Raw genomic sequence first — 21,809 nt, 5'->3', positions numbered from 1 at the left:
TCCGACCTTTGGGTTATGAGCCCAACGAGCTACCAGACTGCTCCATCGCGCGATACGGATTATACGCCAAAGATGACCTCCATATGAAAAACCATCTCACTTTATAAAAGATGGCCCCGCAAGAAAGACGAAAGCCCACCGAAGTGGGCTTTCGTGCATGCGGCAGAGGCTTTGAGCTGCTAACACAACCCAGCAAATCGAAGATTTGCGGTTGAGACGAGGCGCGAAGCCGCAGGCAGTACGGGTAGTACGACAAGGCGAAGCAACAACGTATCAAGGGTTGTGTTAGCGGCTCTTACTCGGCTGCGCCTTCGGCCGCAGCTTCTTCAGCGCGGTCCACCAACTCGACATAGGCCATCGGGGCGTTGTCGCCCACGCGGAAGCCCATCTTCAGGATGCGGGTGTAGCCACCGGGACGGTTGGCCGAACGGGGGCCCAGCACGTTGAACAGCTTGGTCACGTTGTCGCGGTTGCGCAGGCGGTTGAAAGCCAGGCGGCGGTTGGCCACCGAGTCGGTCTTGGCCAGGGTGATCATGGGCTCGATCACGCGGCGCAGTTCCTTGGCCTTGGGGACCGTGGTCTTGATGGCCTCGTGCTCGATGAGCGAGTTCATCATGTTCTGCAGCATCGCCTTGCGGTGAGCGCTGGTACGGTTCAGTTTACGGAGTCCATTTCCGTGACGCATGGTGCTTTTTCCTTCACTTTAATTAAATCGGGCAGCCGTATCAGGTACTGCCCAATGCACTGTTCCGCAAAACTGCGGAACCCGCTATTGTAGCGTTTAACGCTTTTCCAAGCCAGCCGGCGGCCAGTTCTCGAGCTTCATGCCCAAGGTCAGGCCGCGCGAGGCCAGCACTTCCTTGATCTCGTTGAGCGACTTGCGGCCCAGGTTCGGGGTCTTGAGCAGCTCGTTCTCGGTGCGCTGGATCAGGTCGCCGATGTAGTAGATGTTCTCGGCCTTCAGGCAGTTCGCGGAACGCACCGTCAACTCGAGCTCGTCCACCGGACGCAGCAAGATCGGATCGAAGGTGGCGTTGCTGCGGTTGCTGCCCGGCTGGTCGAACACGTCGAGCGCGCCACCTTCCAGCTGCGCGAACACCGCCAGTTGCTCCACCAGGATCTTGGCCGACGAGCGGACCGCATCCTCGGCGGCGATGGCGCCGTTGGTCTCGATCTCGAGCACCAGCTTGTCCAGGTCGGTGCGCTGCTCCACACGGGCGCTTTCCACGGTGTAGCTCACGCGCTTGACCGGCGAGAACGATGCGTCCAGCACGATGCGGCCGATCGACTTGGTCGACTCGTCGCCGTAGTGGCGCACATTGCCCGGCACGTAGCCACGGCCCTTCTCGACCTTGATCTGCATGTCCAGCTTGCCGCCTTGCGACAGATGGGCAATCACATGCTCGGGATTGATGATCTCCACATCGTGGGGCGTCTGGATGTCAGCCGCCGTGACCACGCCTTCGCCGTCCTTGCGCAGCGAGAGCGTCACCTCGTCGCGGTTGTGGAGCTTGAACACCACGCCCTTGAGGTTCAGCAGGATGTTGACCACGTCCTCCTGCACGCCGTCGATCGACGAGTACTCATGCAAAACGCCTGCAATGGTGACTTCGGTCGCTGCATAGCCCACCATGGACGACAGCAGCACGCGGCGCAGCGCATTGCCCAGCGTATGGCCATATCCACGCTCAAAGGGCTCGAGCTCCACCTTGGCGCGATTGTGGCCGAGCTGCTCTACGTTGATGGTCTTGGGCTTCAGCAAATTGGTTTGCATGCAAAACTTCCTCTCAATACCCCCGGCTCGTTACACCGGTAAGGCTGGTGAAGCGCCAGAACCGCGATGCCTCGCGGTTCTGGAACAGGTACCTCTGCAGTCGAAACGACAGGGGAATTAACGAGAATACAGTTCGACGATCAGCGATTCGTTGATGTCGGAACCGAACTCATCGCGGTCCGGCGCCTTCTTGAAGGTGCCTTCGACCTTGTCCGCACTCACTTCCACCCATGCCGGCATGCCGACCTGCTGCGCCAGTTGCAGCGCCTCGATGATGCGGGCCTGCTTCTTGGACTTTTCGCGCACGGCAACCACGTCGCCTTCCTTCACCAGGTAGGAAGGGATGTTCACGGCCTGGCCGTTCACCACGATGGCCTTGTGGGACACCAGCTGGCGAGCCTCGGCGCGGGTCGAGCCGAAGCCCATGCGGTACACCACGTTGTCCAGGCGGCATTCCAGCAGCGACAGCAGGTTCGCACCGGTGTTGCCGCGGCGGCGGTCGGCTTCCTCGAAGTAGCGGCGGAATTGCTTTTCCAGCACGCCGTACATGCGCTTGACCTTCTGCTTTTCACGCAGCTGCAGGCCGTAGTCGGAGGTGCGCGAGCCGGAGGTGCGGCCGTGCTGGCCGGGCTTGGTGTCGAACTTGGCCTTGTCCGAGATCGAGCGGCGGGCGCTCTTCAGGAACAGGTCGGTGCCTTCACGGCGGGAGAGTTTGGCCTTGGGGCCGATGTAACGTGCCACTTGATCTTCCTTGTGTCATCTGCCGCAAACATTGCGGGAGCCGCCGGCGCTGGTCAGCACAGGCGGCGGTGGGCTTATGGATGAATTAGATACGACGGCGCTTTTGAGGGCGGCAGCCGTTGTGCGGGACCGGCGTCACGTCCGAGATGGAGGTGATGCGGATACCCAGCGCGCCGAGGGCGCGCACCGAGGACTCGCGACCCGGGCCGGGGCCCTTGATCTCGACGTCCAGGTTCTTGATACCTTGTTCCATCGCGGCGCGGCCGGCCACTTCGGAAGCCACCTGGGCAGCGAAAGGCGTCGACTTGCGCGAACCCTTGAAGCCCTGGCCACCCGACGAAGCCCACGACAGGGCGTTGCCCTGGCGGTCGGTGATGGTGATGATGGTGTTGTTGAACGAAGCGTGAACGTGCGCAATACCGTCCGAAATGTTCTTGCGGACCTTCTTGCGAACGCGCGAGGCTGCGTTGCTTGCAGGAGACTTTGCCATAGCGATCTAATTCCCTTATTTCTTCAGTGCCGCTGCGCCCTTGCGCGGACCTTTGCGGGTACGGGCATTGGTGCGGGTGCGCTGACCGCGCATGGGCAGGCCGCGACGATGGCGAAAGCCTCGATAGCAGCCGATGTCCATCAGGCGCTTGATGTTCATCGTGGTTTCACGACGCAGGTCGCCTTCCAGCGTCAGCGGAGCCAACTGGTCGCGGATCTTTTCCAGATCGCCGTCCGTCAGATCCTTGATCTTCTTGGAATACTCGATGCCGCAGGCGTCGCAGATCTTGCGTGCCGTGGTACGACCGATGCCAAAGATGGCGGTCAGGCCGATTTCAGCATGCTTGTGCGGCGGGATGTTAATACCAGCAATACGTGCCATATTAGTCCTCTAATACTTTCAATCAACCTTGGCGCTGCTTATGGCGCTGGTCGGTGCAGATCACGCGCACGATGCCTTTGCGGCGGATGATCTTGCAGTTGCGGCAAATTTTCTTTACCGAAGCCGAAACTCTCATGTCATTCTCCTAAAACTTCCATCCGCTCCAGCCTGCCGGCGGCATTCCTTGTCAAAGGCCCCGAACTGGCTGGAGGGCACACTTTCCTTTGGGTCTCAGCTACTCGCCTCAAGCTTTGGGCGAGGCCTTGAAGTTCGCCTTCTTCAGAAGCGACTCGTATTGCTGAGACATCATGTAGTTCTGGACCTGGGCCATGAAGTCCATGGTCACCACCACAATGATCAACAAGGAAGTGCCACCGAAATAGAACGGAACGTTGTACTTCAGGATCAAGAACTCTGGCAGCAGACACACGAAGGTGATGTAGATAGCACCCGCAAGCGTCAAACGGACCAAAATCTTGTCAATATACCGTGCAGTCTGATCCCCTGGTCGGATACCGGGAATAAACGCACCACTCTTCTTCAGGTTGTCCGCAGTCTCGCGACTGTTGAAGACCAAGGCGGTATAGAAGAAGCAGAAGAAGATGATCGCGGCTGCATAGAGCATCACATAGATCGGCTGGCCGGGGGTCAGCGTACCTGCAATGTCCTTCAGCCAGCGCATCGACTCGCCAGTGCTGAACCAGTTTGCCACGGTGGCCGGCAGCAGGATGATGGACGAAGCGAAGATCGGCGGGATGACCCCGGCCATGTTCAGCTTCAGCGGCAAGTGCGAAGACTGGCCGCCATACACCTTGTTGCCCACCTGGCGGCGCGCATAGTTCACCAGGATCTTGCGCTGCCCGCGTTCGACGAACACGACGAAATACGTCACGCCAGCCACCACGAGCACGATGAAGATCGCGGCCAGGATGCTCATCGCACCCGTGCGCACCAGTTCCAGCAGTCCGCCGATCGAGCCGGGCAGGCCCGCAGCGATACCCGAGAAGATCAGGATCGAGATACCGTTGCCCAGACCACGCTCGGTGATCTGCTCACCCAGCCACATCAGGAACATGGTACCTGCGGTCAGGCTGACCACGGAGGTCATGCGGAACCCGAAGCCCGGATTCAGCACCAGACCGGCCGTGCCTTCCAGCGCCACGGCAATGCCGAGCGATTGGAAGAGCGCCAGCGCCAGCGCACCGTAACGGGTGTACTGGGTGATCTTGCGGCGGCCCGCTTCACCTTCCTTCTTCATCTGTTCAAAGCTGGGGACCACATAGGTCATCAGCTGCATGATGATCGATGCCGAGATATACGGCATGATCCCCAGCGCGAACACGGTGAAGCGCGACAGCGCCCCGCCCGAGAACATGTTGAACAGGTTGAGAATCCCACCTTGTTGGCTATTGAACAATTGCTGCAGCTGGGTCGGATCGATGCCCGGCACCGGGATATGAGCCCCGATGCGGTACACCACCAACGCCAGCAGCAGGAAAACCAGGCGCTTGCGCAGATCGCCGTACTTGCCGGTCTTTGCAATCGTTGCGTTGCTCGTAGCCACTGATGTCTTCTTTCAGAAAGGGTTAGGCGATGCTGCCGCCAGCAGCTTCGATCACAGCCTTGGCGCCGGCGGTAGCGCCGATGCCGTTGAGCTTGACAGCCTTGCTGAGCGAACCGCTCTTGACCACCTTGACCACCTTGGCCAACTGACCCACCAGGCCAGCCTGCTTCAGCGCAGCCAGATCGACTTCGGCCAGGCCGAGGCTTTCCAGCGCCGCCAGAGTCACCTCGGCGTTGAACTTGAGCGAAGCGGACTTGAAGCCGCGCTTGGGCAGACGGCGCTGCAGAGGCATTTGACCGCCTTCGAAGCCCACCTTGTGGTAGCCGCCCGAACGCGACTTCTGGCCCTTGTGGCCGCGGCCTGCGGTCTTGCCCAGGCCGGAGCCGATGCCACGGCCCACGCGGCGCTTGGCGTGCTTGGCACCTGCTGCAGGCTTGATGCTATTGAGTTCCATCATCAATCCTTTCAGAGCACCTTGACCAGATAACTGATCTTGTTGATCATGCCGCGCACTTCGGGGGTGTCCTTCAGTTCGCTCACGCTATTGAGCTTGCGCAGGCCCAGACCGCGCACCGTGGCGCGGTGGTCTTGCTTGGTGCCAATCGGGCTACGCACCAATTGGACCTTGACAGTTTGTTGCGTCGTCATTGTGAAGACTCCAATCAGGCGAACAGGTCTTCCACCGACTTGCCACGCTTTGCTGCCACTTCCGAAGGGGTCGTGGAGTTGTTCAAAGCGTCGAAAGTGGCGCGAACCATGTTGTAGGGGTTGGACGAACCGTGGCTCTTGGCCACGATGTCGGTGATACCCAGCACTTCGAAAACTGCGCGCATCGGGCCACCGGCGATGATGCCGGTACCCTTGGGAGCAGGAGCCAGCATGACGTTGGCGGCGCCGTGGTGGCCCATCACCTGGTGGTGGATGGAGCCGTTCTTCAGCGACACCTTGATCATGTTGCGGCGGGCTTCTTCCATGGCCTTCTGCACGGCAGCCGGCACTTCCTTGGACTTGCCCTTGCCCATGCCCACGCGGCCATCACCGTCGCCGACCACGGTCAGTGCTGCGAAGCCGAGGATACGGCCACCCTTCACGACCTTGGTCACGCGGTTGACCGCGATCATCTTTTCGCGCAGACCGTCGTCACGACCTTCGTCTTGCACCTTGGGGGTAAACTTTGCCATTTCTATCCACTCCGCTTAGAACTGCAGGCCGGCTTCGCGGGCTGCGTCTGCCAGTGCCTTGACGCGGCCGTGGTATGCAAAGCCTGCGCGATCGAATGCAACCTTCTCGACACCGGCAGCTTTCGCCTTCTCGGCGATGCGCTTGCCAATGATCTGGGCCGCGGCGGCATTGCCACCCTTGCCGGCTGCGCCCAGGCTGCTGCGCACCTCGGCTTCCAGCGTGGAAGCAGTGGCCAGCACCTTGGTTCCGTCGCCGGAAATCACGGTAGCGTAGATATGGAGGTTCGTACGGTTCACGGTCAGACGCGCCACGCCTTGCTCGGCAATGCGGTAGCGGGTCTGCAGGGAACGACGAAGACGCTGCGATTTCTTGTTCAACATCATGCAGCTCCTTACTTCTTCTTGGTCTCTTTGATCACGACCTTTTCATCCGAATAACGGATGCCCTTGCCCTTGTAAGGCTCGGGAGGACGGACGGCGCGGATCTCGGCGGCCAGTTGGCCCACGCGTTGGCGATCAGCACCCTTGATCACGATTTCGGTCGGGGTCGGGCATGCCACGGCGATGCCTGCGGGCATCTCGAAGTTCACGGGATGCGAGTAACCCACGTTCAGGTTCAGCTTGCTGCCGGAGGCAGCGGCCTTGTAGCCCACGCCCACCAGCGACAGCTTCTTCTCGAAGCCCTTGCTCACGCCCACCACCATGTTGTTCACCAGCTGGCGCATGGTGCCGCTCATGGCATTGGCTTCGCGCGAGTCGTTCGCGGGTTCGAACGACAGCTTGCCGTCGGCGCTGGACACCTTGACCAGGGCGTTGGGCGCCAGGCTCAGCGTGCCGCCGGAGCCCTTGACGCTGATCTGGTCTTCCTTGATGGAGACATCCACACCTTGGGGGATGCTCACCGGCATTTTTGCAACTCGGGACATTTCAGTATTTCTCCTTCAATGCCACGGTTAAGCCACGTAGCAAAGCACTTCGCCGCCGACACCGGCAGCACGCGCCTTGCGATCCGTCATCACGCCCTTGGGGGTGGTGACGATGGCAACGCCCAGGCCATTCATGACCTGCGGGATGGCATCGCAGCCCTTGTAGACACGCAGACCGGGGCGGCTCACGCGCTCGATGCGCTCGATCACCGGACGGCCAGCGTAGTACTTCAAGGTAATTGCGAGTTCAGACTTGCCATCTTCGGTCTTCACTTCGAAGCCGTCGATGTAACCCTCGTCCTGCAGCACCTTGGCGATGGCAACCTTCACCTTGGAAGACGGCACCGACACGGTGGCCTTGGACACCATTTGTGCATTGCGAATGCGGGTCAGCAAGTCAGCGATAGGATCACTCATGCTCATGTTTAATCTCCTGACTGCTTACCAGCTGGCCTTGGTGACACCGGGGATGTCGCCGTTGAAAGCCAGCTCACGGATCTTGGCGCGGCCCAGACCGAATTGACGGAAGGTGCCACGCGGACGGCCCGTGATCTCGCAACGGTTGCGCTGACGGGTGGGGTTCGCGTTGCGGGGCAGCTGCTGCAGCGCCTGGCGTGCGGCATCGCGCTCTTCTTCGCTCAGCTTGGCGTTCTTGGAAGCCGTCTTCAGCTCTGCATACTTGGCAGCGAACTTGGCTGCCAGCTTTTCGCGCTTCAGTTCGCGCTGGATCAATGCTACTTTAGCCATGCATCACCTCAGTTCTTGAACGGGAAGCGGAAAGCCTGCAGGAGTGCCTTGCACTCATCGTCAGTCTGCGCAGTCGTCGTAATGCTGATGTTGAGACCACGCAGTGCATCGACCTTGTCGTACTCGATCTCAGGGAAAATGATCTGCTCTTTCACGCCGACGTTGTAGTTGCCGCGGCCGTCGAACGAGCGGCCCGAGATACCACGGAAGTCGCGCACGCGGGGCAGGGCAACGGTCACGAAGCGGTCCAGGAATTCATACATCTGGACGCCACGCAGGGTCACCATGCAGCCGATGGCCTGGCCTTCGCGGATCTTGAAGCCGGCGATAGCCTTCTTGGCCTTGGTCACCACGGGCTTTTGGCCGGCGATCTTGGTCAGGTCGGCAACAGCGTTGTCCATCACCTTCTTGTCGGCCACCGCCTCGCTCACGCCCATGTTCAGGGTGATCTTGGTCAGACGCGGAACCTGCATCGGAGAGGTGTAGCCGAACTTCTTCATCAGTTCGGGAGCGATTTGCTCACGGTATTGTTTTTGCAGTCGTGCCATGTGTTACTCCTTAGGCAGCCTTGATTTCGGCGCCATTGGACTTGAACACGCGGGTACGCGTGCCGTCGGCCTGGACCTTGATGCCCACGCGGTCGGCCTTGCCGGTCGCCGCGTTGAAAATAGCCACGTTGGACTGGTGGATGGGCATGGCCTTTTCCACGATGCCGCCGGTGGTGCCCTTCATGGGGTTCGGCTTGACGTGCTTCTTCACGAGGTTGATGCCTTCGATCACCAGGTGGGAGTCGTCGGAGCGCAGCGTCACCACGCCGCGCTTGCCCTTGTCGCGCCCGGTCAGCACGACCACTTCGTCGCCTTTGCGAATCTTGTTCATGGTGCTGTCCTCAAAGAACTTCGGGTGCCAGGGACACGATCTTCATGAAGCGCTCGGTACGCAGCTCGCGCGTCACGGGGCCGAAGATGCGGGTGCCGATAGGCTCCAGCTTGGCGTTGAGCAACACTGCGGCGTTGCCGTCGAACTTCACGAGCGATCCGTCGGCGCGGCGAATGCCTTTTGCCGTACGCACCACAACCGCGCTGTAGACCTCGCCCTTTTTGACGCGGCCACGCGGAGCGGCTTCTTTCACGCTCACCTTGATGATGTCACCCACACTCGCATAGCGACGATGCGAACCGCCCAGCACCTTGATGCACTGGACAGACTTCGCGCCGGTGTTGTCGGCAACCTCTAGTCGAGATTCTGTCTGGATCATTTCAATATTTCCCAACTTGCACCAGCAGGACCGGACAGCCCAAAAGAATGAACTTCTTCATGAGCTGCCAGCAGCCAGTCAGTCTTGGGCCCGTCGTCCACACCGCAACCACGCGGTGCTTCACCTGGGCAGAATTTCCGCACGCCTCACTGCAAAGCCAGGGCAAGAGCAACAAGCTCCATAGCCATAGCCGCCGCAGAAATTAATGCGAAGCTCATGATTATCGCAAAGATGGGCGACTGGGTCAAGCCCCTATCCCCCGAGGATGCCTCATTGCGCCTTCTGGCCGGCGTACTGTTGCGCCAGCGCCAAAAACGCCGGCAGGCCCACATCGTCCAGACCCAGCTCCTGCTGCAGGATGGCGGCCACCTGCGGCGCCACGGCGGCGGCTCGGCGCGCGTCGAGGAAGAGCAGGCGCGAGCGCCGCGCCAGCATGTCTTCCACCGTGCGGGCGTATTCGTGGCGCGCGGCAAAGCGCACCATGGCCTCGCTCAGGCCGTCGGCCAACCAGTGGTCGGCGCCGGGCAGCGCGTTGAGCACAGCCGCCTCGCTGCCATAGGAATGCAGGCCCTGGGGCATGTGCATGCTGTGCTGCGCCTGCCCGCCCAGCGGCGCGCCCACCAGTGGCAGGTGCACGGTGGCGCCGCCGGCGCGCCGGGGCAAGGCGCCGGCCGTGAAGCAGGTGTCCAGCACATCCTCGGCCATGGCGCGGTAGGTGGTCCACTTGCCGCCGGTCACGGTGACCATGCCCGAGGCGCTGGTCAGCACCGTGTGCTCGCGGCTCAGGCCCTTGGTGTTCTCGCCATCCTCGCCCTGGGGCTTGACCAGCGGGCGCAGCCCGACCCACATGCTGCGCACGTCGGTCATGGCGGGGCGCCGGCTCAGGTAATGGCCGGCCTCGGTGAGGATGAAGTCCAGCTCCGCCTGGAAAGGCTCGGGCTCGCGCGCCAGGTCATGGCGCGGCGTGTCGGTGGTGCCAAGGATGACCTTGCCCAGCCAGGGCACCGCGAACAGCACCCGGCCGTCGGCGGTCTTGGGCACCAGCAGCGCATGGTCGCTGGGCAGGAAGTCGCGGTCCACCACCACATGCACGCCCTGGCTGGGCGCGACGATGGGGCGGGTGGCGCGGCCGGATTCGGCGCCGTCCATCTCGCGCAGCGCGTCCACCCACGGGCCGGTGGCGTTGACCACGCAGCGCGCCCGCACCTCGTAGCTGCGGCCGCTGTACTGGTCCTGGCAGACCAGGCCGGCCACGCGGCCGTTGTCGTGGATCAGCCGGGTGACCGGGCAGTAGTTCAGCAGCAGCGCGCCGCGCCGCGCCGCGGTGCGCGCCAGCGCCAGCGCCAGCCGGGCATCGTCGAACTGGCCATCCCAGTACTTGACGCCGCCCTTGAGCCCGCGCTGCCGCACCGTGGGCAGCAGCTCGCGGGTCTTGCAGGCGCTCAGGAACTGGGTGCTGCCCAGGCCCGCCTTGCCGGCGAGCGCGTCGTACATCTTGAGGCCGATGCCGTAGAAGGGCGTGTCCAGCAGCTTGTACGAGGGCATCACGAAGGCCAGCGGCTGCGCGATGTGCGGCGCGTTGTGCAGCAGCGTGGAGCGCTCGTGCAGCGCCTCGCGCACCAGCGAGATATTGCCCTGGGCCAGGTAGCGCACCCCACCGTGCACCAGCTTGGTCGCGCGCGACGAGGTGCCCTTGGCAAAGTCATGCGACTCCAGCAGCACCACCGAGAAGCCCCGGGCGGCCGCATCCAGCGCCACGCCCAGGCCGGTCGCGCCGCCGCCGATCACCGCGAGGTCGTAGGTCCCGGGCTCGGCCAGCCGGGCCATCAGCTCGGCGCGCGCGGTGGGCAGGGGGGCAGAGGATTCGGTTGTCGTCATGGCTTGCAATTGTCCACGCTTTCATGTCAATCCTAGGGTTTTCACTAGGATTTCGGAGAGCCCGGATCGGACTCTCGGCACCCCGGCCGCAGGGCCGGGGTGAGGGCTTCATACCGGTTCGCAGGCGAATCGGTATCAGCGCACCTTGCCGTCCTTCCAGGCCTGCAGCAGGGTGTCATAGGCGATGGTTTCGCCCTTGGGCTTCTCGTTGGCCACCTTCTTCCACGGTGCGTGCTGGTCGCTGAGCCACTTGGCGGGGTCGCCCTTGGGGTTGAGCTTGGGCGCGCAGTGGGCCATGCCGGCGCGCTGCAGGCGGGCCATCACGTTGTCCATCTCGTCAGCCAGGTTGTCCATGGCTTTCTGCGGGGTCTTCTCGCCGGTCACCGCCTCGGCCACGTTCTTCCACCACAGCTGGGCGAGCTTGGGGTAGTCGGGCACGTTGGTGCCGGTGGGCGTCCAGGCGACGCGCGCCGGGCTGCGGTAGAACTCGATCAGGCCGCCGTACTTGTTGGCGTTCTTGGTGAAGAAGTCGCTGCGGATGTCGGAGTCGCGGATGAAGGTCAGGCCCTGGATGGACTTCTTCAGCGAAGTGGTCTTGGCGGTGACGAACTGGGCATACAGCCAGGCGGCGGCGGTGCGGTTCGCGTCATGGTCCTTGAAGAAGGTCCACGAGCCCACGTCCTGGTAGCCGTTTTGCATGCCGTCCTTCCAGTACGGGCCGTGCGGGCCGGGCGCCATGCGCCACTTGGGCGTGCCGTCGGCATTGACCACCGGCAGGCCGGCCTTGGTCATGTCGGCGGTGAAGGCGGTGTACCAGAAGATCTGCTGCGCGATCTGGCCCTGCGCCGGCACCGGGCCGGATTCGCCGAAGGTCATGCCCATGGCTTCCTTGGGCGCGTATTTCTTCATCCAGTCCACGTACTTGGTGAGCGCATAGACCGCCGCGGGCGAGTTGGTGGCGCCGCCGCGCGAGACCGAGGCGCCGACCGGCGTGCACTTGTCGTCGGCCACGCGGATGCCCCATTCGTCCACCGGCATGCCGTTGGGGATGCCCTTGTCGGCGCTGCCGGCCATGGACAGCCAGGCATCGGTGAAGCGCCAGCCCAGCGAGGGGTCCTTCTTGCCGTAGTCCATGTGGCCATAGATGGGCTTGCCGTCGATCTGCTTGACGTCGCTGGAGAAGAATTCGGCGATGTCCTCGTAGGCGCTCCAGTTCTGCGGCACGCCCAACTCGTAGCCGTACTTGGCCTTGAACTTGTCCTGCAGATCCTTGCGCGCGAACAGGTCGGCGCGGAACCAGTAGAGGTTGGCGAACTGCTGGTCGGGCAGCTGGTAGAGCTTGCCGTCGGGCGCGGTGGTGAAGCTGGTGCCGATGAAGTCCTTGACGTCAAGGCCGGGGTTGGTCCATTCCTTGCCCGGGCCGGCCATGTAGTCGGTCAGGTTCATGATCTTGCCGTAGCGGTAGTGCGTGCCGATCAGGTCGGAGTCGCTGATCCAGCCGTCGTAGATGGACTTGCCCGACTGCATCGAGGTCTGCAGCTTCTCGACCACGTCGCCTTCCTGGATCAGGTCGTGCTTGACCTGGATGCCGGTGATCTCGCTGAAGGCCTTGGCCAGCACCTTGCTTTCATACTCGTGCGTGGTGATGGTTTCGGAGACCACCGAGATCTCCTTCACGCCCTTGGCCTGCAGCTTCTTGGCGGCATCGATGAACCATTTCATCTCGGCCGCCTGCTGGTCCTTGGTGAGTGTGGAAGGCTGGAACTCGCTGTCGATCCACTTCTTGGCCTCGGCCTCGCCGGCCCACGTGGCCTGCCCCAAAGCCAGGGCCGCGGCGGCGAATGCGATCGCCTTGAACTGCATCTTCATTGCTGTCTCCTCATAGGGAACTCCCCTTCTGCGTTACAGCGCCGGCCTCCGGGGGAGGATCGGGCCGGCGCCTTGACCCTCGATGCTTCAGCCCTTGCGCAGCACCAGCGCCAGCACCAGCATGGACAGCGCGAAGCTGAGCCACACCGAGGGCTCGGTCTCCAGCGAGAACCATTGCGCCATCTTCTCGCCCAGGCCCACCCAGGCCAGGTTGATGTAGGCGGCCGTGAGCAGGCCGATGAAGAGCCGGTCGCCGCGCGTGGTGGCGATCGGCAAAAAGCCCTTGCGCAGCGTGGTGGGAGACTTGATCTCCCACACCGTCATGCCGATCAGCATGAGCACGATGCAGGTAAAGAACACCGCCACCGGCGTGGTCCAGGCCATCCAGTCGAACATGGCGCTTCTCCCTTAAACCCTTAAACGCGACCCATCGCAAAACCTTTTGCGATGTAGTGCCGCACGAACCAGATCACGATCGCGCCCGGCACGATGGTCAGCACGCCGGCCGCGGCCAGCGTGGCCCAGTCCATGCCCGAGGCCGAGACCGTGCGCGTCATGGTCGCCACGATGGGCTTGGCGTTGACGCTGGTCAGCGTGCGCGCCAGCAGCAGCTCGACCCAGCTGAACATGAAGCAGAAGAAAGCCGCCACGCCCACGCCGGCCTTGATCAGCGGCAGGAAGATGGTGAGGAAAAAGCGCGGGAAGGAGTAGCCGTCGATATAGGCCGTCTCGTCGATCTCGCGCGGGATGCCGCTCATGAAGCCCTCCAGGATCCAGACGGCCAGCGGCACGTTGAACAGCAGGTGGGCCAGGGCCACGGCGATGTGCGTGTCCATCAGCCCCACGGTGGTGTAGAGCTGGAAGAAGGGCAGCAGGAACACGGCCGGCGGCGTCATGCGGTTGGTCAGCAGCCAGAAGAACACATGCTTGTCGCCGAGGAATTGGTAGCGCGAGAACGCATAGGCGGCGGGCAGCGCCACGGAGATCGAGATCACGGTGTTGATGGCCACGTAGATCAGGCTGTTGATGTAGCCCGAGTACCAGCTCTCGTCGGTGAAGATGGTCTTGTAGTTGTCCCAGGTGAAATGCTGGGGCCACAGCGAGAAGCTCGACAGGATCTCCTCGTTGGTCTTGAAGCTCATGTTGACCATCCAGTAGATGGGCAGCACCGCGAAGACCAGGTAGGCGATCAGGAACAGCGTGCGCTTGTGGAAGCGGGGCTCATTCATGGCCGGCTCCTTGTTTGTCTGCCGTGCCCACGCGCTGCATCCAGTTGTAGAGGATGAAGCACAGCAGCAGGATGATGAGGAAATAGATCAGCGAGAACGCGGCGGCCGGCCCCAGGTCGAACTGGCCCACGGCCTTTTGCGTGAGGTACTGGCTCAGGAAGGTGGTCGCATTGCCCGGCCCGCCGCCGGTGAGCACGAAGGGCTCGGTGTAGATCATGAAGCTGTCCATGAAGCGCAGCAGCACCGCGATCATCAGCACGCCGCGCATCTTGGGCAGCTGGATGTAGCGGAACACCGCGAACTTGCTCGCACCGTCGATGCGCGCCGCCTGGTAGTAGGCATCGGGGATGGAGCGCAGCCCGGCATAGCACAGCAGCGCGACCAGCGGCGTCCAGTGCCACACATCCATCGCCAGCACGGTGAGCCAGGCGTGCGTGGCATTGCCGGTGTAGCTGTAGTCCAGGCCCAGCGCGTTCAGCGCCGCGCCCAGCAGGCCGATGTCGGCGCGGCCGTAGATCTGCCAGATGGTGCCGACCACGTTCCACGGGATCAGCAGCGACAGCGCCACCACCACCAGCACCGCCGAGGACTTCCAGCCCTTGGCCGGCATGGCCAGCGCGAGCAGTATGCCCAGCGGTATCTCCACCGCCAGCACCGCCAGCGAGAAGCCGATCTGGCGCCACAGCGCGCCGTGCAGCTCCTCGTCGCGCATCACCGCCGCGAACCATTCGGTGCCGACGAAGACGCGGCGCTCGGGCGAGATGATGTCCTGCACCGAGTAGTTCACCACCGTCATCAAGGGCAGGATGGCCGAGAAGGCCACGCACAGGATCACCGGCAGGATCAGGAACCAGGCCTTCTGGTTGACCGGCTTGGTGCTTGCGCTGTTGGTGCTGCTCATGGCAAAAGCTCCTCGTTCTGGTAGAAGCAGGTGTGCCCGCCCAGCACCTGCAGCCACACGCTCTCGCCCACCGCGGGCAAGCGCTGCTCGCTGGCGCAGCGCGCCTTGAGCACATGGCCCTGCACGTCGCCGGCCACCTCGGCCGTCAGCATCTGGTAGGTGCCCACGTCCTGCACGCGCAGCACGCGGCAGGGCAAGGCGCCCGGCGCGCCCTCGCCCGCCAGCGCCAGGTATTCGGGCCGCACGCCCACCTGCAGGCTGCCGGCCGGCAGCTCGCGCGGCGCGGGCACGCGCCGCCCGGCGATGTCCAGAAAGCCCGCGCGCGCCTCGGCCGGCAGGAAGTTCATGCCCGGCGAGCCGATGAAATGGCCCACGAAGGCATGGCGCGGGCGCTCGAACAGCTCGCCCGGCGTGCCCACCTGCACCGCGCGGCCGCGCGTCATCACCACCACCCGGTCGGCGAAGGTCAGCGCCTCCACCTGGTCGTGCGTCACATAGATCAGCGTGAGCTTGAGCTCATGGTGGATCTGCTTGAGCTTGCGCCGCAGCTGCCACTTGAGGTGCGGATCGATCACGGTGAGCGGCTCGTCGAACAGCACCGCCGCCACGTCCTCGCGCACCAGGCCGCGGCCCAGCGAGATCTTCTGCTTGGCATCGGCCGACAGGCCGGCCGCGCGCTGGCCCAGCTGCCCGCTCATCTCCAGCATCTCGGCGATCTGGCCCACGCGCTGGCGGATGCGCGCCTCGGGCACCCCGCGGTTCTTCAGCGGAAAGGCCAGGTTCTCGGCCACGGTCATGGTGTCGTAGATCACCGGGAACTGGAACACCTGGGCGATGTTGCGCTGCTGCGGCGTGGCGCGCGTTACGTCGCGGCCATCGAACAGCACCTTGCCCTGCGAAGGCACGAGCAGGCCCGACATGATGTTGAGCATGGTGGACTTGCCGCAGCCCGACGGCCCCAGCAGCGCATAGGCGCCGCCGTCGTCGAAAGCCATGCTCAGCGGCAGCAGCGCATAGTCGCTGTCCTGCCGCGGGTTGGGCCGGTACGAATGCGCGAGATCGAGTTCTATGCGGGCCATTCAGATCCTCCCGGTGCGCGCCGGCGCCAGCGCCAGGGCGCCGTCGGCGCCGAAGACATAGGCCTGCGCCGGGTTCAGGTACAGCGTCACCGCGCTGCCCAGCTCGATGTAGTGCACGCCGGTGACCTGCGCCACCAGCTCGCCCCAGGGCGTGGCCGCGTGCACGAAGGTGTCCGAGCCCGAGATCTCGGCCAACAGGGCCCGGCCGGATACGGCCACGTCGCCCGGCCGGGACTGCAGGCGCAGCGCATTGGCGCGCAGCCCCAGGGTCGCGGCGCCGCCGCCCTGCGGCGCACCGGGCAACGGCAGCGCCGTGCCGTCGGGCAGGCGCAGGCCGCCCGGCGCGGCCTCGGCGGCCAGCAGGTTCATCGGCGGGTCGCTGAAGGCGCGCGCCACGCGCAGCGAATTCGGCGCATGGAAGACCTCGGCCGTGGGCCCGTACTGCAGCAGCTCGCCGGCATCCAGCACCGCGGTGTAACCGCCCAGCAGCAGCGCCTCGCCTGGCTCGGTGGTGGCATAGACCACGGTGGAATCGCCGGCCGCGAACAATTGCGACAGCTCTTCGCGCAACTCCTCGCGCAGCTTGTAGTCGAGGTTGACCAGCGGTTCGTCCAGCAGCATCAGCGGCGCGCCCTTGGCCAGCGCCCGCGCCAGCGCCACGCGCTGCTGCTGGCCGCCCGAGAGCTCGGCCGGATAGCGGTCGAGGAACATCTCGATGTGCAGCCGCCCGGCCAGTTCGCGCACGCGCTGCTCCAGGTTCTTTTCGCCGCGCAGCTTGAGTGGCGAGGCGATGTTCTCGGCCACGGTGAGCGAGGGATAGTTGATGAACTGCTGGTAGACCATGGCCACGTTGCGCTCGCGCACCGGCATGCCGGTCACGTCCCGGCCATCGACCCGCACCTGGCCGGTGCTGGGCGCATCCAGGCCCGCCATAATGCGCATCAGGCTGGTCTTGCCGGCCTGGGTGGCGCCCAGCAGCACGGTCACGGCGCCGCTGCGCAGCGCCATATCCATGCTGTGCAGCCACGTCTCGGCCCCCACCCGCTTGGTGATGCGATCCAGAACCAACTCCATCGCCGTGTCTCCCAACCCATCGAAGGGCTGCCCTGTTGTAGCTGCGAAGCGGTGGGAGCCGCTTCGATTTAGTTCATTTTTGTTCTTTTTTGATCGTTTTGAATACAGGTTTACCCTGAATGCTTTCTTTTTTTGTTCGTTTACAGTGATCTTTCAGGAGCGTTCGAACCCGCGTGAATACCAATCCCCGCCAACTGCAGCTGCTCGATGAGGTGCGGCTGCGCCAGTCCGTCACCGTGGAACAGCTCGCCGAGACGCTCGGCGTGACCCTGCAGACCGTGCGCCGCGACGTGCAGCGGCTGGCCGAGCAAGGCCTGGTCATGCGCTTCCATGGCGGCGTGCGCATGCCCAGCTCCACCGTGGAGAACCTGGCCCACACCCAGCGCGAGAACCTGCATGCCGAAGGCAAGGCGCGCATTGCCCGCGCGGTCGCGGCCCAGGTGCCCAACGACTGCTCGCTGATCCTGAACATCGGCACCACCACCGAAGCCGTCGCCCGCGCGCTGCTGAACCACCGCGGCCTGCGCGTGCTGACCAACAACCTCAACGTGGCCGCGATCCTGAGCGGCAACCCCGAGTGCGAGGTGATCGTGGCCGGCGGCGTGGTGCGCACGCGCGACCGCGGCATCGTCGGCGAGGCGGCGGTGGACTTCATCCGCCAGTTCCGGGTGGACATCGCGCTCATCGGCATCTCGGGCATCGAGCCCGATGGCTCGCTGCGCGACTTCGACTACCGCGAGGTCAAGGTGGCACAGACCATCATCGACCATGCGCGCGAGGTCTGGCTGGCCGCCGACCACAGCAAGTTCCACCGCCAGGCCATGGTGGAGCTGGCGCGGCTGAGCCAGATCCAGCGCCTGTTCACCGACCTGCCGCCGCCCGAGCCGTTTCCGGCGCTGCTGGGCGAAGCCGGCGTGCAGTGCATCGTTGCCGACTGATCAAAAACAGGAGCTTTTGGCGCCTATCCATTCTTGGTTTCATAATACTTTTACCTTGAAACCCAGTAAAAACAAGCGCTAGCAGCTCTCTTTTTCATAGACATCGCACCATGACCTACCTGCTCGCCCTGGACCAGGGCACCTCCAGTTCGCGCAGCATCGTCTTCGATGCCCAGGCCCGCCCGGTGGCCCAGGCCCAGATGGAGCTGCCGCAGATCTATCCGCGCCCCGGCTGGGTCGAGCACGACCCGCGCGAGATCTGGCGCACCCAGCTCGCCACCGCGCGCGCGGCGCTGGCCCAGGCCGGCATCAGCGCCGCCGACGTGCGTGCCCTGGGCATCACCAACCAGCGCGAAACCACGGTGCTGTGGAGCCGCGCCACCGGCGAGCCGGTGCACCATGCCATCGTCTGGCAGGACCGCCGCGCCGAGCCGCTGTGCGCCCAGCTGCGCGAGGCAGGCCATGCCGACACCATCCAAAGCAAGACCGGCCTGCTGATCGATGCCTATTTCTCGGGCACCAAGCTGCGCTGGATCCTGGACAACGTCAACGGCGCACGCGCGGCGGCCGAGCGCGGCGAGCTGGCCTTCGGCACCGTGGACAGCTGGCTGATCTGGCAGCTCACGGGCGGACGCCGCCATGTGACCGATGTGTCCAACGCCAGCCGCACCATGCTGTTCAACGTCCACACCAACCAGTGGGACGACGATCTGCTGGCGCTGCTAGACATTCCGCGCGCGCTCATGCCCGAGGTGCTGCCTTCGGCCTCGGACTTCGGCCGCACGGCGGCCGAAGTGCTGGGTGGAGAGATCGCCATCGGCGGCGTGGCGGGCGACCAGCAAAGCGCCCTCTTCGGCCAGGCCTGCTTTTCGGCCGGCATGGCCAAGAACACCTATGGCACGGGCTGCTTCATGCTGATGCATACGGGCAGCGTGTTCCAGACCTCGGCCAACGGCCTGTTGACCACCGCTGCGGCACAGCCCACCGCTGCGCCGGCCTATGCCCTGGAGGGAAGCGTCTTCGTCGGCGGCGCGGTGGTGCAGTGGCTGCGCGACGGGCTGCGTGCCATCGAGCACAGCGGCCAGGTGCAGCAGCTGGCCGAGAGCGTGCCCGACTCGGGCGGCGTGATGGTGGTGCCGGCCTTCACCGGCCTGGGCGCGCCCTACTGGAAGCCCGATGCGCGCGGCACCATCGCCGGCATCACCCGCGGCACCACGCTGGCCCACATCGCCCGCGCGGCGCTCGAATCCATCGCCTACCAGAGCGCCGCGCTGCTCACCGCGATGAGCCGTGACGCCGCTGCTGCCGGCGGCCGCCCGGTGAGCGAGCTGCGCGTGGATGGCGGCGCCTGCGTCAACGACCTGCTGATGCAGTTCCAGGCCGACCTGCTGGGCATACCGGTGGTGCGCCCGGCCTGCGTGGAAACCACCGCGCTGGGCGCCGCCTTCCTCGCCGGCCTGTCCAGCGGCGTCTACGCCGGCACCGACGAGATCGCCCGGCTGTGGCAGGCCGAGCGGCGCTTCCACCCCACGCTGGAGCGCACGCGCGCCGAGGCGCTGATGCAGCAATGGGAGCATGCGGTGCGCCAGGCGACCGCAGACTGACAAAACAAAAGGCATGCACCTTGCGGTGCATGCCTGGTGCCTGGGCCACGCCGCGAGCGGCGCCGCCAGCTCAGTCCTGCTCGTCGGCCAGCAGCGCCCGGTAGATGACCGCGCCGATGATGGCGCCCACGATGGGCATGAGCCAGAAGAACCACAGCTGGGCCGTGGCGATCGACGGGCCGAACAGCGCCACGCCGGTGCTGCGCGCCGGGTTCACCGAGGTGTTGGTCACCGGGATCGAGATCAGGTGGATCAGCGTCAGGCACAGGCCGATGGCCAGGCCGGCAAAGCCGCCGGCGGCCCGCTTGGCGGTCGCGCCCAGGATCACGATCACGAAGATCGCGGTCAGCACGATCTCGGCCACCGCGGCGGCGGCCATCGAGTAGCCGCCAGGCGAATGCTCGCCATAGCCGTTGGTGGCGAAGCCGCCGATGTCGGCGCCCGCCTTGCCGGTGGCAATCACGTACAGCACCGCGCCGGCCGCGATCGCGCCCAGCACCTGGGCGATGATGTAGCCCGGCAGCTCCGACGCCTTGAAGCGCCCGCCCACCGCCAGCCCCACCGACACCGCCGGATTGAAATGCCCGCCCGACACCGGCCCGAGCGCATAGGCGCCGGTCAGCACCGTCAGGCCGAAGGCCAGCGACACGCCCAGCAGGCCGATGCCCACGTTCGGAAACGCCGCGGCCAGCACCGCGCTGCCGCAACCGCCAAAGGTCAGCCAGAAAGTGCCGATGAATTCAGCCGACCATTTCTTCACATTCGTAGTCATGACAGACTCTCCTCCTATTGCATGCGGCGCTGGCCACATGCCCGCGCCGAAGTGCCTGGAATCATAGGGGGCGGCCATCCGTTGCATAACCGGGTAAATGTGAACAATAGGGGATCACCCGACTCCGCCATACGCCATGCCAGCCCCTGCTCCCCGCCCCACCCGCGCCCCCGGGCGCCCGCCCAGCCATGCCCCGACCCCGGCTCGATTGTGGGCGGCCTTGATGACAGCGCTGTGGCTGGCCGGCTGCGCCAGCGCGCCGCAGCCGCCGGCCAGCTTCTGCGCCGCCGACGGCAGCGCCTGGCGCCTGCTCGGCGAAATCCGCTGGGGCCACGACACCGTGTTCGCCGGCACCACGGTCGGCGGCCTCTCGGCCATCGACTACGACGCGGCGCGCGAGCAGTACTACCTGCTCAGCGACGACCGCTCGGCCCACGACCCGGCGCGCCTGTACACCGCCCGCATCCGCTACGACGCCGCCGGCCTGCATGCGTTCGCGCTCACCGGCATGCAGCCGCTGCGCAACCCGCTCGGCCAGCCGTACGCCAGTGCCCGCGCCGCCCAGCCGCAGCTGGCCGTGCCCGACCCGGAAGCGCTGCGCCTGCTGCCCGGCGCCGGCCGCCTGCTATGGAGCAGCGAGGGCGACTTCGCGCGCGGCTTCGGCCCCGAGCTCAACGAAATGCGGCCCGACGGCCGCTGGCTGCGCAGCTGGGCCCTGCCAGCGCAGCTGCAGCTGCCCCAGCCCCGCGTGCCCGGCCGGGGCCCGCGCAACAACCTCAGCCTCGAAGGCATCGCGCTGGACGACGACCGCAGCACCGTCTGGGCCGCGATGGAGGGTCCGCTGCAGCAGGACGGGCCGCTGCCCACGCACACCCGGCCCGGCGCGCCGGTGCGCATCACCGCCTTCGACGCCGCCAGCGGCCGGCCGCTGCGCCAGATCGCCTACCAGCCCGATCCACTGCCTGCCGCTCCCAGCCCGCTGCTGCCGCGCGCCGCGGTCAACGGCGTGAGCGAGATCCTGGCCGACGGCCCCGGCCAGCTGCTGGTGCTGGAGCGCTCGTACGTGCTCGGCCACGGCTTTGGCGCCCGGCTGTACCGCATAGCCACCCGCATGGCCCCCGATGCCGCCAGCGACACGCTGGCGCTTGAGCGCCTGGCCCCCGGCAACCACCGCGTGGCGGCCAAGACCCTGGTGCTGGACTTCGCCGCACTCGGCCTCGCCACGCTGGACAACCTCGAAGCCATGGCCTGGGGCCCGCCGCTGGCCGGCGGCGAACGGGTGCTGCTGGTGCTCAGCGACAACAACTTCAATCCGGCCGAGGTGACGCAGCTGCTCGCGCTGGCCGAAGCCGGGCGGTGCGGCGCGCCATAATGCGGCCTGGCCGCCCTCTACCCTCGTATCC

The 21,809-nt window shown here is 65.0% G+C and carries 28 protein-coding genes; 3 read left to right on the top strand and 25 right to left on the bottom strand.

Annotated elements, in window-relative coordinates; translation table 11 throughout:
• Positions 1-295 precede the first annotated feature (295 nt).
• The 24 genes from rplQ to ACODRX_RS03645 all read right to left on the bottom strand — a co-directional run bounded on the left by rplQ (position 296) and on the right by ACODRX_RS03645 (position 17,092).
• Positions 296-685 (bottom strand): 50S ribosomal protein L17, encoded by a 390-nt coding sequence (rplQ, locus tag ACODRX_RS03760; protein ID WP_488869700.1) that lies wholly within the window; start codon positions 683-685, stop codon positions 296-298.
• 96 nt (positions 686-781) lie between these two features.
• Positions 782-1,774, bottom strand: a complete 993-nt coding sequence (locus tag ACODRX_RS03755) for a DNA-directed RNA polymerase subunit alpha (protein ID WP_460479828.1) — start codon at positions 1,772-1,774, stop codon at positions 782-784.
• A 117-nt stretch (positions 1,775-1,891) separates the two neighbouring features.
• On the bottom strand, positions 1,892-2,515 hold the full coding sequence (gene rpsD, locus ACODRX_RS03750) for a 30S ribosomal protein S4 (protein WP_488869699.1): 624 nt from the start codon (positions 2,513-2,515) through the stop codon (positions 1,892-1,894).
• Between the two features lie 85 nt (positions 2,516-2,600).
• Positions 2,601-3,005: a 30S ribosomal protein S11 gene (gene rpsK, locus ACODRX_RS03745; RefSeq protein WP_488869698.1), complete on the bottom strand. Its 405-nt coding sequence runs from the start codon at positions 3,003-3,005 to the stop codon at positions 2,601-2,603.
• A gap of 15 nt (positions 3,006-3,020) precedes the next feature.
• Positions 3,021-3,386 (bottom strand): 30S ribosomal protein S13, encoded by a 366-nt coding sequence (gene rpsM, locus ACODRX_RS03740; RefSeq protein WP_460479825.1) that lies wholly within the window; start codon positions 3,384-3,386, stop codon positions 3,021-3,023.
• 22 nt (positions 3,387-3,408) lie between these two features.
• Positions 3,409-3,522: a 50S ribosomal protein L36 gene (rpmJ, locus tag ACODRX_RS03735; RefSeq protein WP_460479824.1), complete on the bottom strand. Its 114-nt coding sequence runs from the start codon at positions 3,520-3,522 to the stop codon at positions 3,409-3,411.
• 108 nt (positions 3,523-3,630) lie between these two features.
• Positions 3,631-4,950: a preprotein translocase subunit SecY gene (gene secY, locus ACODRX_RS03730; RefSeq protein ID WP_488869697.1), complete on the bottom strand. Its 1,320-nt coding sequence runs from the start codon at positions 4,948-4,950 to the stop codon at positions 3,631-3,633.
• 22 nt (positions 4,951-4,972) lie between these two features.
• Positions 4,973-5,404 carry a 50S ribosomal protein L15 gene (gene rplO / locus ACODRX_RS03725; RefSeq protein WP_488869704.1) on the bottom strand — a complete coding sequence of 144 codons (432 nt, stop codon included), beginning with the start codon at positions 5,402-5,404 and terminating at the stop codon, positions 4,973-4,975.
• A gap of 11 nt (positions 5,405-5,415) precedes the next feature.
• Complete coding sequence (gene rpmD, locus ACODRX_RS03720; protein ID WP_488869696.1) at positions 5,416-5,598, bottom strand: 50S ribosomal protein L30; 183 nt, start codon at positions 5,596-5,598, stop codon at positions 5,416-5,418.
• A 14-nt stretch (positions 5,599-5,612) separates the two neighbouring features.
• Positions 5,613-6,131 carry a 30S ribosomal protein S5 gene (gene rpsE / locus ACODRX_RS03715; protein ID WP_488869695.1) on the bottom strand — a complete coding sequence of 173 codons (519 nt, stop codon included), beginning with the start codon at positions 6,129-6,131 and terminating at the stop codon, positions 5,613-5,615.
• Between the two features lie 15 nt (positions 6,132-6,146).
• Positions 6,147-6,512, bottom strand: a complete 366-nt coding sequence (gene rplR / locus ACODRX_RS03710; RefSeq protein ID WP_488869703.1) for a 50S ribosomal protein L18 — start codon at positions 6,510-6,512, stop codon at positions 6,147-6,149.
• 11 nt (positions 6,513-6,523) lie between these two features.
• Entirely contained in the window at positions 6,524-7,057 is a 534-nt protein-coding gene (gene rplF, locus ACODRX_RS03705) for a 50S ribosomal protein L6 (protein WP_488869694.1), read from the bottom strand.
• Between the two features lie 27 nt (positions 7,058-7,084).
• Positions 7,085-7,480 carry a 30S ribosomal protein S8 gene (gene rpsH, locus ACODRX_RS03700; RefSeq protein WP_488869693.1) on the bottom strand — a complete coding sequence of 132 codons (396 nt, stop codon included), beginning with the start codon at positions 7,478-7,480 and terminating at the stop codon, positions 7,085-7,087.
• An 18-nt stretch (positions 7,481-7,498) separates the two neighbouring features.
• Positions 7,499-7,804 (bottom strand): 30S ribosomal protein S14, encoded by a 306-nt coding sequence (rpsN, locus tag ACODRX_RS03695; RefSeq protein WP_488869692.1) that lies wholly within the window; start codon positions 7,802-7,804, stop codon positions 7,499-7,501.
• Between the two features lie 8 nt (positions 7,805-7,812).
• A complete protein-coding gene (gene rplE, locus ACODRX_RS03690; protein ID WP_488869691.1) occupies positions 7,813-8,352 on the bottom strand; it encodes a 50S ribosomal protein L5 in 540 nt (179 codons plus the stop codon).
• Between the two features lie 10 nt (positions 8,353-8,362).
• Positions 8,363-8,683 (bottom strand): 50S ribosomal protein L24, encoded by a 321-nt coding sequence (gene rplX, locus ACODRX_RS03685; protein WP_488869690.1) that lies wholly within the window; start codon positions 8,681-8,683, stop codon positions 8,363-8,365.
• Positions 8,684-8,693: 10 nt separating this feature from the next.
• Entirely contained in the window at positions 8,694-9,062 is a 369-nt protein-coding gene (rplN, locus tag ACODRX_RS03680; protein ID WP_184705451.1) for a 50S ribosomal protein L14, read from the bottom strand.
• 270 nt (positions 9,063-9,332) lie between these two features.
• Positions 9,333-10,940 carry a glycerol-3-phosphate dehydrogenase/oxidase gene (locus tag ACODRX_RS03675; protein WP_488869689.1) on the bottom strand — a complete coding sequence of 536 codons (1,608 nt, stop codon included), beginning with the start codon at positions 10,938-10,940 and terminating at the stop codon, positions 9,333-9,335.
• 135 nt (positions 10,941-11,075) lie between these two features.
• On the bottom strand, positions 11,076-12,809 hold the full coding sequence (locus ACODRX_RS03670) for an ABC transporter substrate-binding protein (protein ID WP_488869688.1): 1,734 nt from the start codon (positions 12,807-12,809) through the stop codon (positions 11,076-11,078).
• 87 nt (positions 12,810-12,896) lie between these two features.
• Complete coding sequence (locus ACODRX_RS03665; protein ID WP_488869687.1) at positions 12,897-13,205, bottom strand: DUF2160 domain-containing protein; 309 nt, start codon at positions 13,203-13,205, stop codon at positions 12,897-12,899.
• A 20-nt stretch (positions 13,206-13,225) separates the two neighbouring features.
• The gene (locus ACODRX_RS03660; RefSeq protein ID WP_488869686.1) at positions 13,226-14,038 is read right to left on the bottom strand and encodes a carbohydrate ABC transporter permease; all 813 of its coding nucleotides are present in this window, start codon (positions 14,036-14,038) and stop codon (positions 13,226-13,228) included.
• Positions 14,031-14,939, bottom strand: coding sequence for a carbohydrate ABC transporter permease (locus ACODRX_RS03655; RefSeq protein ID WP_488869685.1), 909 nt, complete (start codon positions 14,937-14,939; stop codon positions 14,031-14,033). Before ACODRX_RS03655 ends, ACODRX_RS03660 begins: the two co-directional genes overlap by 8 nt.
• Positions 14,936-16,018 carry an ABC transporter ATP-binding protein gene (locus ACODRX_RS03650; RefSeq protein ID WP_488869684.1) on the bottom strand — a complete coding sequence of 361 codons (1,083 nt, stop codon included), beginning with the start codon at positions 16,016-16,018 and terminating at the stop codon, positions 14,936-14,938. The genes ACODRX_RS03655 and ACODRX_RS03650 overlap by 4 nt, the downstream gene beginning before the upstream one ends.
• Positions 16,019-17,092 (bottom strand): ABC transporter ATP-binding protein, encoded by a 1,074-nt coding sequence (locus ACODRX_RS03645; protein WP_488869683.1) that lies wholly within the window; start codon positions 17,090-17,092, stop codon positions 16,019-16,021.
• A gap of 173 nt (positions 17,093-17,265) precedes the next feature.
• Between ACODRX_RS03645 and ACODRX_RS03640 the strand changes: the two genes are divergently transcribed.
• Positions 17,266-18,030 carry a DeoR/GlpR family DNA-binding transcription regulator gene (locus ACODRX_RS03640; RefSeq protein ID WP_488869682.1) on the top strand — a complete coding sequence of 255 codons (765 nt, stop codon included), beginning with the start codon at positions 17,266-17,268 and terminating at the stop codon, positions 18,028-18,030.
• 110 nt (positions 18,031-18,140) lie between these two features.
• Positions 18,141-19,634, top strand: a complete 1,494-nt coding sequence (gene glpK / locus ACODRX_RS03635) for a glycerol kinase GlpK (RefSeq protein WP_488869681.1) — start codon at positions 18,141-18,143, stop codon at positions 19,632-19,634.
• Positions 19,635-19,704: 70 nt separating this feature from the next.
• Here glpK and aqpZ read toward each other — a convergent pair whose 3' ends face one another.
• Entirely contained in the window at positions 19,705-20,406 is a 702-nt protein-coding gene (gene aqpZ / locus ACODRX_RS03630) for an aquaporin Z (RefSeq protein ID WP_488869680.1), read from the bottom strand.
• Positions 20,407-20,629: 223 nt separating this feature from the next.
• Here aqpZ and ACODRX_RS03625 point away from each other — a divergent pair, with 223 nt between their 5' ends.
• Positions 20,630-21,778 (top strand): esterase-like activity of phytase family protein, encoded by a 1,149-nt coding sequence (locus ACODRX_RS03625; RefSeq protein WP_488869679.1) that lies wholly within the window; start codon positions 20,630-20,632, stop codon positions 21,776-21,778.
• Positions 21,779-21,809 lie beyond the last annotated feature (31 nt).

Source organism: Comamonas sp. FG99 (genome assembly GCF_057808605.1).
The sequence above is the reverse complement of the archived record's forward strand: the minus strand, read 5'-3'. Positions and strand labels throughout refer to the sequence as shown.